This is a genomic window from Dechloromonas hortensis, assembly GCF_009469765.1.
GTDB lineage: Bacteria > Pseudomonadota > Gammaproteobacteria > Burkholderiales > Rhodocyclaceae > Azonexus > Azonexus hortensis.
Window position 1 is genome coordinate 222,880 of record NZ_SSSQ01000006.1, and the last position, 14,384, is coordinate 237,263.

The window sequence follows — 14,384 nt, forward strand, 5'->3', positions numbered from 1 at the left end:
GGTCAGTGACCGGCGTGCGGGTTGGCCCCGGCGGCCGGTGTGCCGGCTCCCTGGTTTGCTGGCAGCGGCTTGACGGCCGTAATCACCCATTCACCGGGCTGCCGCTCGACGAACTCGACGGCGACTTTGGCTCCCGGTTTCATCCCTTGCAGCAGCGATGCGTTGGCGGCCTTGAACTCCATGGTCATGGCCGGCCATTTGAGGCTGGCGACCGGGCCGTGATTGAGGCTGATTGTGCCGGCTGCCGCGTCGACGCCATCCACCGTGCCTTCGGCCTGGTGGCTGGCTCCTTTGGCGGCTGGCTGTCCAGGTGCTGCCGCTTGCCCTTCTTTTGGGGCGGCGCCATGGGCGGCGTGGCCGAAACCGCCGACCGCTGCCTTGAGGTTGCTCTCGGCATCGATCAGGAAGTTGGCGGCGACCACCACCTGCTCGCCATCTTTGACACCTTCCAGCACTTCGACATGATTGTCGCTGCGGCCACCGAGCTTGATTTCGCGTGGCTCGAAGCGACCTTCGCCCTGCTGGATCAGCACAATCTGGCGGGCACCGCTGTCGATGACGGCGGAAGTCGGTACCGTGACCACCTGGCCTTTGGTGCCCACCGGTAATTCGACCTGGGCGAACATCGACGGTTTGAGCAGCAGCCCCGGATTGGCCAGTTCGATTCGAACCGGTACCGTGCGGGTCTGGGCGTTCAAGGTCGGATAGACATAGCTGATCGTGCCTTCGAAGGTCTTGTCCGGGTAGGCGTTGATCCTGACCTTGGCCTTGGCCCCCGTCCTGACCTGGCCGATGTCCTGCTCAAACACGTCGGCGACCACCCAGACGGCCGACAGGTCAGCCACTTGGTAAAGCGCCTCGCCCGGCATGAAACGCATGCCCTGTAGCGCCTTCTTCTCGGTGACGATGCCGGAAACCGGCGAGCGGAAAGTCAGCGTGCGCCGCGCTTCGCCGGACTTCGCCAAGGCCTTGACCTGCTCTTCCGAAATATCCCAGTTCTTCAGGCGCAACAGGCTGGAATCGGCCAGTTGCTTCATGCCATCCCGCGCCTGGCCGCCGGCTTCCTTCAGCGATTCGACGCCTTGGGCGGCAATCGCGTATTCGCGCTGGGCGGAAACCAGTTCCGGACTATAAACCTCGAACAACGGCTGCCCCTTGCCGACCGACTGACCGGTGACATTGACGTGCAGGCGCTCGACGTAGCCCTCGAACTTGGGAGAGATCGCATAGATACGGCGCTCGTCCGGTTCGATACGACCGGCGGCGCGGACCACCTTGTCAAGGACGCGCAATTGGGCGGCTTCCGTCCGCACACCCAGCTTCTGCACCTTCTCGGTACTGATCTTGATCTGGCTGGCCGATGCCGGTTCGTCGTCCTGTTCTCCCTCATAGACCGCAATGTAATCCATCCCCATCGGGTCTTTCTTGGGCAGCGGCGAAGTGTCGGGCAGCCCCATCGGGTTACGGTAGAAGAGCAGTTTTTTTTCTTTCTTGGCCGGTTCGGCTGGCGCGCTGGCGACCTGTGCCGCATCGCCATGGGAGGCGCCGCCACGTCCGCCCAGCCAGTAACCACTACCGGCGGCCACGGCAACCGCAATAACGCCGATGGTCAGTCCCGTACCCTTGTTCATAGATCTTCCCCTAAAAGACGTTCGATTTCGGCCAGACGCATCTGGGCGTCGACTTGGGCCTTAAGCTGGTTTTGTCTGGCCTGCCGGATTTGGCGTTGGGCATCGAGCAAGGTGGCAAAATCCACCTTGCCGGTCTCGTAGCCGGCCAGCGCCGCCTTGAAGGTCAGTTCGGCCTGCGGCAGCAGGCTGTTGGTCAGCAGGTTTTCCGTGCGACGGGCGGCTTCAATGCCGGACAGCGCCTCGGCCAGTTCGGCGGAGACCTGGTTGGTGGTGGACTCCTTGCGCGAACGGGCGGCATTGAGCATCGACTCGGATTCCCGCTCCTGCGCCCGACGCGAAGACTGTTGCAGCGGGATATTCAGTTCGACCATCAACTCCCATTCCTTGATTGCGCTCTGGTACTGGATGGGGGATACGCCTAGCGTAAAGTCGGGATAGCGGTTTTTGTAGGTCAGGTCGCGAGATTTCTCGGCGGCCTTGATTTTCGATTCGTCGGCGAACAGTTGCGGGTTGCGGGTTCGCACGCGCTCTTCCAGCGTGGCGTAATCCAGCGTCACCGGCGCCGGCAGCTTGCGCAACTGGGCTGGCACCTGCAACGGCGCATTGTTTGGGCGAGCCAGCAAAGCGTTCAGCCGGGCATGCAGGTGGTGCTGTTCGGTTTCCAAGGCAATCAACTCGTTGCGTATGTTGGTCTGCTCGACCTGGGCGCGGATGACGTCCTGCTGCGCCGCCAGGCCGCCGGAATAGCGTACCTGGGCGACCTTTTCCAGGCGGGTCATCAGGTCGAGGATTTCCCGGGTCAATTGCTCGTTGCGGTGCACGTAATAAAGCTGGGCGAAATTGACTTTGATCCGCCCGGCCACATCGGCCCATGTGCCCAGCGCACGACCCTTGGCGCCGTCGGCTTCAAGCGCTGCAATCTCTCGCTTCAGGTCGCGCTTGCCGAACCAGGGAATATCCTGCATCAGCAGGTAACGGGTGCTGCCGACGCGACTCGGGGACAAGGTTGCATTCTGCTCGCCGAATCGGGTGATGTCGCGCAACTCGGTACGAAACTTCGGGTCGGGCAAGGCGCCGGCCGGCGTCACCCGCTCGCCCGACGCTTCGGCCTCGGCCTGCATCGCAGCGTATTCCGGATTGCGCGTCTTGGCGTAATTGATCAGGCTGTCGACGTTCGCACCGAGGGCGGCCTCTTGGGCAAACACGGGCGCGCCAAAGGCGATGGCAAGCGACAGGATCAAAATGGGTAATGGCCTGAGTCGGCGCATGCGACCTCCCTGAAATATTTGTTTTATGGAGCATGCTGACAGCGAGATGGAATCACCCTCTCGCCGCCAGTCGATCTTATTATTTGGCTGGTTCGAAATGGACGACGGTGATGGCACCATTCACGGAGTCGGCCATGAAGCGAATCTTATCCCCTGCCTTCATCTGGTCCAACCAGGCGGCATTGGAAACCTTGAAGACCATTGTCATCGCCGGCATGTTCAGGTTGGTCAGCGGGCCGTGCGACAGTGTCACCTTGCCGGCGGCCTTGTCCACTTTTTTGACCTGGCCGTCGACCATTTGCATTTCAGCGGACGCGGCGGCCGGTGCAGCCATGGCATGGCCGGCATGGTCGCCTGCAGCCTGGACCGAAACGGTGCCAAGGGAGGCAAAGGCAATCAGGGAGGCGGTGATGAGTGTTTTCATGGGTTTCTCCTGTTGGAATCAATGTTTTGCAAAAATGCTGGTTTCACCGCCGGACTGGACCAGCAGCGTGTTGTAGGGAACGGGTTTCGAACTTTCCATGCCTGGCGAACCGGGGGGCATCGAGGGCACCGCGATGCCGAGGGCTTTCGGTTTTTCCCTGAGCAGACGCTGAATGTCGGCAACCGGCACGTGGCCTTCGACCACATAAACGCCCACCTTGGCGGTATGGCAGGAGCCGAGGCGGTCTGGCATCCCCAGTTGCTTCCGGGCTGCCGGGACGTCCATGACATTGTGCGCGCGAACCTCGAAGCCCGCGTCCTTCAGGTGGTCAATCCACTTGCCACAGCAACCGCAGTTCGGGCTCTTGTAGACATCGACCATTTCGCCTGCCGTTGCGGCGGAGGAAAGGCCGGCACCGAAGGCTGTGATCAAGGCGAGAACAAGGACGGGGTTACGCATGGCGAGGCTCCTGTTTGAATCGAGTGGCGTCAGTATGGATAGCCAATGCCAACAATTGGCTGTCCCGCTGATTACATTTTTGTAATGTTTGACCGCTTAGTGCTTGTGCGCTCCATGGTCGTGACCGTCGGCTTTTTTGCTCTTGCCCGCCGGCATTTCAGGCACCTCGGCAGGCTTTGCTTCGTGGTCGTCATGCCCATGGTCGTGGCCCGCGACTCCGCCATGCGAGTGCCCGTCGCTCGCCGCCACCAGTTGCTCATAAGCGGGCGCCGATAACAAAGGCATCTTTTGCAGAAAGGCTGCCAGATCCCAAATGGCTTCGTCTTCCATGCCGCCCTTCGACCAGGCAGGCATGCCGGAAGCCTTGATGCCGTGCTTGATGATCCAGAAATCGCGGGCGGCATCACGTGAAGGGGGTGATGTCGGCTTCTCCGACAGATTGGGTGGCGTGGGATAGAGCCCCTTGCGTATTTCCGAGTCGGGAGCCTCCGGCGACAAGTGGCAATTGACGCACATGGCCGCATAATTGCCCGCCCCGCGTCGGACCCGCTCGGGATCGGCAAGATCAGCCGGAACCTGGATGTCACCGGTGCGGCTGGCAATGGCCCTTTCGCGGGCAAACGTCAGCGCCTGGTAGGTGAAGGAACTATGAGGGGTATCGGCCCCGACATCGACGATGCCGGCCATGACAACGACCCCGGCGGTTGCGGCGCCCAGTCCAACGGCTACCAAGGCGCCCAGAAGCATTTTGTTCATGATGGATTTCCTTTGATTTTGGTGTGATTTCAGTGTTGACCGTGGCTGACAGGTTTCCTGACCACGACTTCCTGCGATTGCGGCTTTCCGGCCGGACGCATGGCGCCCTTGCCGGCATCGTGGCTGCGGGTTGCGGCAGCGATTGGCCCGGTCCATTCGTAGGCTTGTGTGCCCTTGGGTTGTTTGTACCAGCCGGGATCGCGGTAGTCGCCCGGTTTCTGGTCGCGACGGACTTTGAGTACAGAAAACATGCCGCCCATTTCGACGGCCCCATACGGTCCCTGGCCGGTCATCATCGGCAGGGTGTTGTCGGGGATGGGCATTTCCATCTCGCCCATGTCGGCCATGCCGCGCTCGCCCATGACCATGTAGTCGGGGATAAGGTCAGTGATTTTCTTGACCACGTCCCGATGGTCGACGCCGATCATGGTCGGCACGTCGTGCCCCATGGCGTTCATGGTGTGATGGCTCTTGTGGCAGTGAAAAGCCCAATCGCCTTCTTCGTCAGCAAGAAAATCGATCTGCCGCATCTGGCCGACCGCCACGTCGGTGGTCACCTCGGGCCAGCGCGAACCGATCGGCGTCGGACCGCCATCGGTGCCGCTGACGACGAATTCATGTCCGTGCAGGTGCATGGGATGGTTGGTCATGGTCAGGTTGCCGATACGGATGCGGACCTTGTCACCCTTGCGGACGTTGAGCGAATCGATCCCCGGAAAGGAGCGGCTGTTCCAGGTCCAGAGGTTGAAATCAAGCATCGTGTTGACCTTGGGCGTGTAACTGCCCGGATCGATGTCGTAGGCGTTCAGCAGGAAGCAGAAATCACGGTCGACGGGCTCGATAAGCGGGTGGCGGTCTTTCGGATGGGTCACCCAGAACCCCATCATGCCCATCGCCATCTGCGTCATCTCGTCGGCGTGCGGGTGATACATGAAAGTGCCGGGGCGACGCGCGACGAACTCGTAGACAAAGGTTTTGCCGACCGGAATCTGCTTCTGATTGAGCCCGCCGACGCCGTCCATGCCGCTGGGCAGGCGCTGGCCGTGCCAGTGAATGGTCGTGTGTTCCGGCAGCCGGTTGGTCACAAAAATGCGCACCCGGTCGCCCTCGACCACCTCGATGGTCGGCCCGGGGCTTTGCCCGTTGTAGCCCCAGAGGTGGGCCTTCATGCCGGGCGCTATTTCGCGGACAACCGGTTCTGCGACCAAATGGAACTCCTTGACGCCGTCGTTCATGCGCCAAGGCAGGGTCCAGCCGTTTAGGGTGACGACCGGATTATAGGGGCGGCCGTTGGGCGGAGTCAGTGGAGAGGCCGTGTCCGGGTTGTCCTTGGAGACCAGTTCGGGCAAGGCGGCAAGCGCGACGGAACTGACGGATGCAGCAGCCACGGCTCCGCCGGCCATGCCAAGGTTTCTGAAAAATTCGCGACGTGTGCTCATGGTGGATCTCCCCTTAATGGTCGGCGCGGCCGGTGGCCGCAATGGTGGCTCGGGCCGATGCGTTCAACGACGGCTTGCCGATCATCGCCATCTCCAGATCGCCGCGAGCAATCCAGAAATCGCGCAAGGTTTCGATATAGCTGTTAACGCTGCCGATCTGCGTTCGGGCATCCGCGAGCAGATCGAAAACACCAATCAACATGCCGTTGTAGCGGAGCATGTTCTCCTCAGAAATCCGCTTGCTAAGGGGAACCACCTCGTCGCGGAAATGACGGGCGATGTCGTAATTGGTCCGGTAGGCGTGATAAGCCTCACGAACCTCCGAGCGGGCATTGATTGCCGACTCGCCGGCACGCTCCACCGCCTGCATGTAAATCGATTCAGCCTTGGCTACCTTGGACCTCCCCCAATCGAAAATTGGCAACTCGAAGCTGATTTCGTAGCCTTTCTTGTAACCGCTGTCGCGTGCGCCTTCAAGCACCCTGGCCGGGCCGACTTCGAGGACGTTGATGAAGCGGGTTGCCTTGGACAGGCCAAGATTCTTCGCCAGCGCCTCGGTTTCGAGGCGGATTGCCTGCAGATCGAGGCGCTGATCGAGCGCCGCTTGTTCGACCCCCGGCAACTCGTCGACCGTCTTGGGCAAATCGGGAAGTCGTTCGGGCAAGCGAATGGCGTTGCGATCAGGCAGGCCCAGGATGCGAGCAAGGCGTTCGCGAGCCGCGATTGCCGACTGTTCCGATCTGGCCAGGTTCAAGGCGGCATCGGCATAGAAGGCCTGCTCGCGTGCCTGGCGTAGTTTGCTGAAATTGCCCACCTGCGCCATGCGCCGTGCCAGTTCGGCGCCTGCCTCGGCTGCCTGCCTGATTTTGCGTAGATACCGCACGGACTCTTCGGCGGCCAGCGCCGTGTAATAAGCTTGGCGAGTCTCGGCGGCCAGGCGGGCTACATCGACCACTGCCAGTTGCTGCGTCTGGGCGAATTTGCGTTTCTCCACCTCAACCGCCAGCGGCATGGTGATCAGGGCGAAGATGTTGAAAGTCAGCGCTTGTTCGATCTTGAACTCCCGGATACCGTTCTCCGGCTTGCTGGCACGCAGCATCGAGAAATGGGGATTGGGCAAGCGCCCGGCCTGCACCAGTTCGGCCTCGCTGATGCCCAGATCGAAAAACGCCGCCTGCAAGCCGCGATTGTTGTAGAGCGCAAGCTGGATTGCGTCATCCGCCATTAGCGGCTTGGCGAGCAGTTCGCCGACACGGGTTTGCAATGTCGTGCGTTCCGCATCGCTGCGCGCCCATTTGACGTCCTTGTCCAAACGCTCGCGGGTCGTTTGCTCGACATGGCCGAATCCGCCGTCGTCCGAAAACGTGGCGCAACCGGCCAAACCGAGAATGCCGACGGTGGCGACAAGAAGTTTTCCGCGACGCATCGGCAAAAAAGAGCGAGCGGAGGTCATGGCTTGTCTCCGTTCGCCTGCGGGATGCGTTCTGCGGGTTTTTCGTGCTCATGGACGGGCTGTCCAGTCGCCGGGCCGGTTTCAAGATGCCCCATGTGTCCACGCAGGCGGCCCATCTCGCCATTGACTTGTCGCCAGTCATGCAGTGGCTCATCCTGGATAGGTTTGTAATCCGCGAAAGCCGATTGGTAGGATGTTTCGGGTATCGGTTCCTTGGGCGAGTGGGAATCGGCCCAGGCGGGTGTCGCGGCGAGCGCGACCGTTAATGCCATGATTTTCATGATGCCTCCATTGGGAATATGCGGAGTCTTTTGCTCCGATGATTGACATCATGCTTTCGCCAAACCAACATCTTGCTGACTTGCGGATTACATTTCCGTAATCTAGGCGTTTGGCCTTTAAAAGCGAAGGAGAATGCGCCATCAATAGCCAATGAATGGCGGAGAGAGCGATGAAAATTCTTGTGGTGGAAGACGAAACCAAAACCGGCACCTACCTCAAGCAGGGCTTGGTTGAGGCGGGTTTCGTCGTGGATTTGGCCGTCAACGGCCTCGACGGGCTGCATTTGGCGCTGACAGAGGCCTATGATCTGGCGGTCCTCGACGTCATGCTCCCGGGTATCGACGGCTGGCAGGTGTTGCAAGGCATTCGCCGGGCCGGCAAGGAAATGCCGGTGCTGTTTCTGACGGCACGCGACCAGGTGGAAGATCGGGTCAAAGGATTTGAACTGGGTGCCGATGATTATCTGGTCAAGCCCTTTGCGTTTTCTGAGCTGTTGGCTCGCGTCAGATCTCTTTTGCGTCGTGGCGGAAAAGCCAAGGAATCCGAGTTTCTGCGCGCAGCCGACCTCGAACTCGACTTGCTGCGCCGCCGCGTCAATCGGGCCGGGAAACGGATTGACCTGACCGCCAAGGAGTTTGCCTTGCTCGAACTGTTGCTGCGCCGTCAGGGTGAGGTGTTGCCACGCTCATTGATAGCCTCTCAGGTCTGGGACATGAATTTCGACAGCGACACGAACGTCATCGAGGTCGCGATCAAGCGCCTGCGGGTCAAGATTGACGACGGGTTCGAACCCAAGTTGATTCGTACGGTGCGTGGCATGGGTTATGTTCTGGAGATCACCGATTGACACCGACTCGCGGCCCCTCACTGACGCTTCGCCTGACCCTGCTGTTCGCGCTGGCCTCGGCCTTTGTGCTGTTCCTGCTTGGCCTGCTTATTGGCAATGCGGTTGAACGCCACTTCGAAGAGCAGGATTTGGATGTGTTGAATGGAAAAATGCAGTTGGCGAGGCATATCCTTGAACGAGATCCGGGTAGTCAGCCGAAGGAAACGCTGACCCAGCAATTGGACGATGCGCTGACGGGGCACCACGGGTTGATCGTTGCTGTCTATGACCAGAATGGCAAAACGCTGTATGCCAACGAATCCATGGTCTTTCCGCAGGATCTACTAAGTATTGGCGCGACACCAAAGCGCGAGCAACCCGTCAAATGGAACAGCAACGACGACCAGCCATGGCGTGGAATTTCCTCGATGGTCAAGCTTGGCACCAATGGCGGTGGTAGTTACACCGTGGCAATTGCCACAGAAATCACCCATCACGAGCACTTCATGACATCTTTCCGCCAGACCTTGTGGGGGTTCATGAGCATGGCAACCCTGGCGATGGGATTTCTCGGCTGGTTTGTCGTCCGGCGCGGCCTATTGCCGTTGCTGGCCATTAAGCGCCAAGCTGCCGAGATTACTGCCAATCGCCTGCATACCCGCTTGCCGGTCGAAGCTATCCCACGCGAATTGGCTGATCTGGCCGACACCCTGAATGGCATGCTTTCGCGCTTGGAGGAGTCCTTTCAGCGTCTGTCTGATTTTTCATCGGACTTGGCCCATGAGTTGCGAACGCCGGTCAGCAATCTGTTGACCCAGACCCAGGTCACGCTCTCGAAAGCACGCTCGGCGGACGACTATAGGGACATCCTGGCGTCGAATGCGGAAGAGTTCGAGCGCCTGTCGCGTACCATTTCCGACATGCTCTTTCTGGCCAAGGCCGACAACAACCAGATCATCCCGAACCAGGAGCCGATCAATCTCGCCGAGGAAATCGGCGATTTGCTGGAGTATTACGACGTGCTTGCCGAAGAGAAGTCGGTTGCCTTGTCACTCTCTGGTGGCGGCCAAATCGTCGGCGACAGATTGATGCTGCGCCGCGCTGTCAGCAATCTGCTATCCAATGCGCTGCGACATACACCGAACGAGGGCAAGGTTACCGTTCGAGTCGAAAAAAACAGTGAAGGTAGGATTCTGGTCTCCGTCGAGAACACAGGGAGCGACATCCCGGCCGAACATTTGCCTCGCCTGTTCGATCGTTTCTACCGTGTCGACAGTTCGCGCCTGCGCACGACAGAAAATTCAGGCCTAGGGCTCGCGATAACCCAATCTATTGTGTTCGCTCACGGCGGGGATGTGGGCGTCAATTCGGAAGGTGGAAAAACGCGCTTCACACTCTCATTGCCCTGTATTCATCAGTAATCTTGGGTGCTCTGAAAAGACGACGATGAGCCAGGTTGATCTCTACCTCGATGCTGCCGAGCGGACCAACACCCGGCGTAGTTATGCCTCGGCTATCCGCCATTTCGAGATCGAGTGGCGCGGTCTGCTGCCGGCAACAATAGATTCGATCGCCCGGTATTTGGCCACGCATGCCGAATCCTTATCCCTGAACACGCTCAAGCATCGCCTAGCTGCCTTGTCGCGCTGGCACCAGGAACACGGTTTTCCCGACCCGACCAAGGCCGCTAAAATCCGCCAGGTCCTCAAAGGAATCCGGGCCATGCACCCGGCCCAGGAGAAGCGCGCCAAGCCGTTGGAACTGGATATCCTGCAACAGACCTGCGACTGGCTGGTGCAGGCAACGGCTGCCGCCGTTGTCCGGGGCGATGCCGGCAGCGCGCTACGACATACCCGTGACCGCGCCCTGGCGCTGCTCGGATTCTGGCGGGGATTCCGATCCGATGAATTGGCCAGTCTGTGTATCGAGTTCATCGAGATCAAACCCGGCGAAGGCATGACCTGTTATCTCCCGCGAAGCAAAGGGGATCGCCAACTGGAAGGACGAAAGTTTTCCTGCCCGGCGTTGTCCCGGCTTTGCCCCGTGGAGGCGGTCGAGGATTGGCTGGCCTTGTCCAAACTCAAGGAAGGTCCGCTCTTTCGCAAAATTGACCGCTGGGGTCATCTCTCAGAAACCGGGCTTCTCCCAGGAAGCATCATTCCCATGCTTCGCCAATTCCTTGCGCAAGCAGGGATCGCCGATGCCGAAGCGTTCAGCAGCCACTCCCTACGCCGGGGATTTGCCCAGTGGGCAGGTTCGAGCGGGTGGGATATCCGGGAGTTGATGACCTATGTCGGCTGGCGCGACATTAAAGCCGCAATGCGCTATCTGGACGGGATTGATGTTGGTCTCAAGGCACGCTTCGAGCAGGGTTTGGATCGTGCTTTGCCGGCTCCGGCAAAGCCGATGCCGCAACTGCCAGCCATTCCTGAAGTGGCACAGACGATCATCGAAGTATCGATCCAGCTATCTTCGTTCAACGGCAGCCGCCGGAAAGAAGCCAGTGCGTTACGCGACATGCTGGATACCGGTCTCGCCCGTTTTCAGGCGCAACAAGTCGACAGCGATCGCGGCCTATATCAGCTATCCGTCCCGACCCCCTCGGCCGATATCCTAGACGATCATCTCTACGCTTTGCTGGATGAACTCCACCGCATTGCCGATGCGAAGGAATGTTTTCTGGAGGCAGTTTGCCGCGATCCATCAAGCGGTAAGCATTGGGATTGATCCAGCATGACCCAACTTCATGAGACCGCGTATCCCCGCTTGAAAGCGGACCCTTCCGCGCAGGATCTTGAAGAAGTCTACACCCTGACGCCGGATGAAATCGCCTTCATTGACCAGTCCGTCAAACGACCGACGGCACGCACGGTGGCTTTTCTCTACCTGAAGCTTTTTCAGCGACTGGGCTACTTCATCCGTATCAAGGATGTGCCGACCGCCATCCGGCAGCACATTGTGGCCCAAACGGGATTTGCACGTCCCCCGAGGCTCGACGAGTTGTTGCAATTCGACCGCTCAACCGGCCGCGAGCGGATGGTCGAATCGTTACGCCGCTTCCTGGATGTCCGCCCGCTAAATCCGGAGGGTCGTGCCTGGCTCCAGCACATTGCCGAGACGGCCGCCGACAATCGTCATGTCGTGGCCGACATCATCAACGTGATGCTGGAGGAACTGGTCCATCACCGCTATGAGTTGCCCGGTTTCACGGTTTTGGATCGATTGGCGATCCAGGCCCGCGAAAAGATTCACGAGGTGCATTTCGCGGGTATCGCCAACAAACTTGATACCAAGGTCAAGGAACGGATCGACAGCCTGTTCAAGGTCAGCAAGGATGAATCCAGCACGACCTGGAACATGCTCAAGCGGGAACCGAAGAAACCAACCAATAAGGAAACCCGCTCCTACCTCCAGCACATCCGGCGCTTGCAATTGCTGGTTGAACAATTGCCCCAACCAGACATTCCCGTCCCCAAACTCAAGCAATATCGCTATATCGCTCGCTCCCTGAATGCCAGCGAAATGGCGGAACTGAAACCGCAGAAGCGTTACGCATTGGCGGTCATTTATATCCGCTCACAGTTTGCCCAGACGCTCGACGATGCAGCCGATCTGTTCGTCCGCATGCTCCAGAACCTGGACAATCAGGCACGTACCAAGTTGGGTGAGTACCAGCAAGAACACTTGCAGCGAACAGATCGTCTGATCGGGCAGTTGAAGGAGGTGTTGCTGGCATATCAGATCAACGGAACCGACCATCAGCGCGTGGAAGCCATCGGCTCCAGTCTGATCGCCGACGTCGATGACTTGGTGGCCATCTGCGATGAACACATGGCCTATGCCGGTCGCAATTATCTGCCGTTCCTCATCCACCCCTACAAGGCAGTGCGCGCCCAATTACTCAACTGCATCGAAATCATCAATCCGCAGAGCAGCAGCGAGGACGATACCTTGATCCGGATGATGAAGGCGTTGCAGGCACTGCGCAGTTCACGTCACGAGATCGTGCCGATTTCGCTGGTCGGACTGGAACCAGAGCGCGATCTCCAGTGGTTGCCCGCCGCATGGCGAAAACTGGTCGTTACTGAACGTGCCGACGGACGAATCGCCACCATCAATCGCCGCTACTTTGAACTGGCAGTCATGTACGCCATCCGCGACGAATTGAAATCAGGCGACCTTTTCATCCAACATGGTGAGCGCTACGACGATTATCGCGAACAGTTGGTTGACGATGAAACCCTGAATCGTGAACTGGCCGACTATGGCCAGGTAACGGGCGTTGAAACCGATCCCAAGACCTTTACCCAGGCATTGAAATCCGTCTTGCTGGAAACAGCCGAAGCCGTTGATGCCGAGTTCCCGGAAAATGCCTACGCCGAGATTGTCGATGGTCGGTTGATCCTGAAAAAACCACCGGCGAGCGAATTGCCGCCCGGCATCCGCCAGATTGATCATCTGATTACCGAGCACATGGAGAACGTCAGCATTGTCGATGTGCTAATCGATACCGAGCGCTGGCTGCAAATGCATAAGCTGTTCCGACCCATGATGGGAACCGAAAGCCGGATCGAGGAATTGCGCCCACGGGTGATCAGCACCTTGTTCTGTTACGGCTGCAACCTCGGTCCGACCCAGACGGCGCGGTCGATTCGCGGAATGAGCCGCAAACAAGTTGCCTGGCTCAATATCAAATACATGACCGAAGAGTCGCTGGAACAAGCCATCGTCAAGGTGATCAATGCCTACAACAAGTTCGAATTGCCCGGATACTGGGGTTCGGGAAAACATGCCTCAGCCGATGGCACGAAATGGAATCTCTACGAGCAGAACCTGATTTCCGAGCACCACATTCGCTATGGTGGCTATGGCGGCATCGGTTATTACCACGTTTCCGACAAGTTTATCGCCTTGTTCAGTCACTTCATTTCCTGCGGCACTTACGAAGGGACGCACATCCTCGACGGACTGATGTCCAATACCTCGGATATCCGACCGGACACCATCCATGGCGATACGCAGGCCCAGAGCTATACGGTCTTCGCTTTGTCGCATCTGCTTGGAATCAAGCTGATGCCCCGGATACGGGGCATCAAGGATCTGGTGTTCCATCGCCCGGATAGTGACAAGAAATTTGCACACATCGAGGGCCTATTCACGGACGACATCAACTGGCAGCTAATTGAAACCCATTTGCCGGACATGTTGCGCGTGGCTATTTCCATCAAGCTCGGAAAAATCTCGGCTTCAGCCATCCTGCGTCGTCTGGGCACCTACAGCCGCAAGAACAAACTGTATTTCGCCTTCAAGGAACTGGGCAAGGTGGTTCGAACCATGTTCTTGCTGAAATACGTCGGCGACGTTGAATTACGCCGGCTCATTAACGCCGAAACCAACAAGTCGGAACAGTTTAATGGCTTCGCCAAGAAAATATTCTTTGGCGGAGAAGGGGAGATCGCCGAGAACTTGCGCCATGAACAACGCAAGGTGATCAAGTACAACCATCTCGTTGCCAACATGGTCATCCTGCACAACGTGGTGGGAATGAGCCGGGTGTTGAAGCAGCTACAGGCCGAGGGCGTGCTAATCAATCAGGAAATACTGGCTGGGTTGGCGCCATATCGCTTGGAACACATAAATCGTTTTGGTGACTATGTTCTGGATTTCCGGCGGAAGGTTGCGGTGTTGGCGGACGGTTTTCGGATTCTCGACGATAAATCAGAGGCTTAAAGCAGAAACGGGGAATTTTCCATGATTCCCGGCCGACCCTCAGATAGATCTGGTCGAAGGTGCCGCCATCGGCGAAGTGCCGCTTTTGCGCCTTCGGCCAGCCGCCGAAGGTGTCG

General features: G+C 58.7%; 12 protein-coding genes. 4 read left to right on the forward strand and 8 right to left on the reverse strand.

What is annotated here, in order from left to right:
• Positions 1–2: 2 nt before the first annotated feature.
• The 8 genes from GH663_RS12120 to GH663_RS12155 all read right to left on the reverse strand — a co-directional run bounded on the left by GH663_RS12120 (position 3) and on the right by GH663_RS12155 (position 7,711).
• On the reverse strand, positions 3–1,631 hold the full coding sequence (locus GH663_RS12120; RefSeq protein WP_153131987.1) for an efflux RND transporter periplasmic adaptor subunit: 1,629 nt from the start codon (positions 1,629–1,631) through the stop codon (positions 3–5).
• The gene (locus GH663_RS12125) at positions 1,628–2,899 is read right to left on the reverse strand and encodes a TolC family protein (RefSeq protein ID WP_153131988.1); all 1,272 of its coding nucleotides are present in this window, start codon (positions 2,897–2,899) and stop codon (positions 1,628–1,630) included. The genes GH663_RS12120 and GH663_RS12125 overlap by 4 nt, the downstream gene beginning before the upstream one ends.
• A 79-nt stretch (positions 2,900–2,978) precedes the next feature.
• Positions 2,979–3,323 (reverse strand): copper-binding protein, encoded by a 345-nt coding sequence (locus GH663_RS12130; protein ID WP_153131989.1) that lies wholly within the window; start codon positions 3,321–3,323, stop codon positions 2,979–2,981.
• Between the two features lie 18 nt (positions 3,324–3,341).
• Positions 3,342–3,782 carry a DUF411 domain-containing protein gene (locus tag GH663_RS12135; RefSeq protein ID WP_153131990.1) on the reverse strand — a complete coding sequence of 147 codons (441 nt, stop codon included), beginning with the start codon at positions 3,780–3,782 and terminating at the stop codon, positions 3,342–3,344.
• Between the two features lie 96 nt (positions 3,783–3,878).
• Positions 3,879–4,538: a c-type cytochrome gene (locus GH663_RS12140; RefSeq protein ID WP_153131991.1), complete on the reverse strand. Its 660-nt coding sequence runs from the start codon at positions 4,536–4,538 to the stop codon at positions 3,879–3,881.
• 29 nt (positions 4,539–4,567) lie between these two features.
• Positions 4,568–5,977, reverse strand: a complete 1,410-nt coding sequence (locus GH663_RS12145; RefSeq protein WP_153131992.1) for a multicopper oxidase family protein — start codon at positions 5,975–5,977, stop codon at positions 4,568–4,570.
• A gap of 13 nt (positions 5,978–5,990) precedes the next feature.
• Positions 5,991–7,430 (reverse strand): TolC family protein, encoded by a 1,440-nt coding sequence (locus GH663_RS12150; protein ID WP_211371135.1) that lies wholly within the window; start codon positions 7,428–7,430, stop codon positions 5,991–5,993.
• Complete coding sequence (locus GH663_RS12155) at positions 7,427–7,711, reverse strand: hypothetical protein (protein WP_153131993.1); 285 nt, start codon at positions 7,709–7,711, stop codon at positions 7,427–7,429. Before GH663_RS12155 ends, GH663_RS12150 begins: the two co-directional genes overlap by 4 nt.
• Positions 7,712–7,881: 170 nt before the next feature.
• Between GH663_RS12155 and GH663_RS12160 the strand changes: the two genes are divergently transcribed.
• From GH663_RS12160 to GH663_RS12175, 4 genes are read left to right on the forward strand one after another with little or no spacing between them, the layout of a single operon-like run.
• Complete coding sequence (locus tag GH663_RS12160; protein ID WP_153131994.1) at positions 7,882–8,559, forward strand: heavy metal response regulator transcription factor; 678 nt, start codon at positions 7,882–7,884, stop codon at positions 8,557–8,559.
• Positions 8,556–9,959: a heavy metal sensor histidine kinase gene (locus GH663_RS12165; protein WP_153131995.1), complete on the forward strand. Its 1,404-nt coding sequence runs from the start codon at positions 8,556–8,558 to the stop codon at positions 9,957–9,959. The genes GH663_RS12160 and GH663_RS12165 overlap by 4 nt, the downstream gene beginning before the upstream one ends.
• A gap of 25 nt (positions 9,960–9,984) precedes the next feature.
• Positions 9,985–11,265, forward strand: coding sequence for a site-specific integrase (locus tag GH663_RS12170; RefSeq protein WP_153131996.1), 1,281 nt, complete (start codon positions 9,985–9,987; stop codon positions 11,263–11,265).
• A gap of 6 nt (positions 11,266–11,271) precedes the next feature.
• Positions 11,272–14,268 carry a Tn3 family transposase gene (locus GH663_RS12175; RefSeq protein WP_153131997.1) on the forward strand — a complete coding sequence of 999 codons (2,997 nt, stop codon included), beginning with the start codon at positions 11,272–11,274 and terminating at the stop codon, positions 14,266–14,268.
• Positions 14,269–14,384 lie beyond the last annotated feature (116 nt).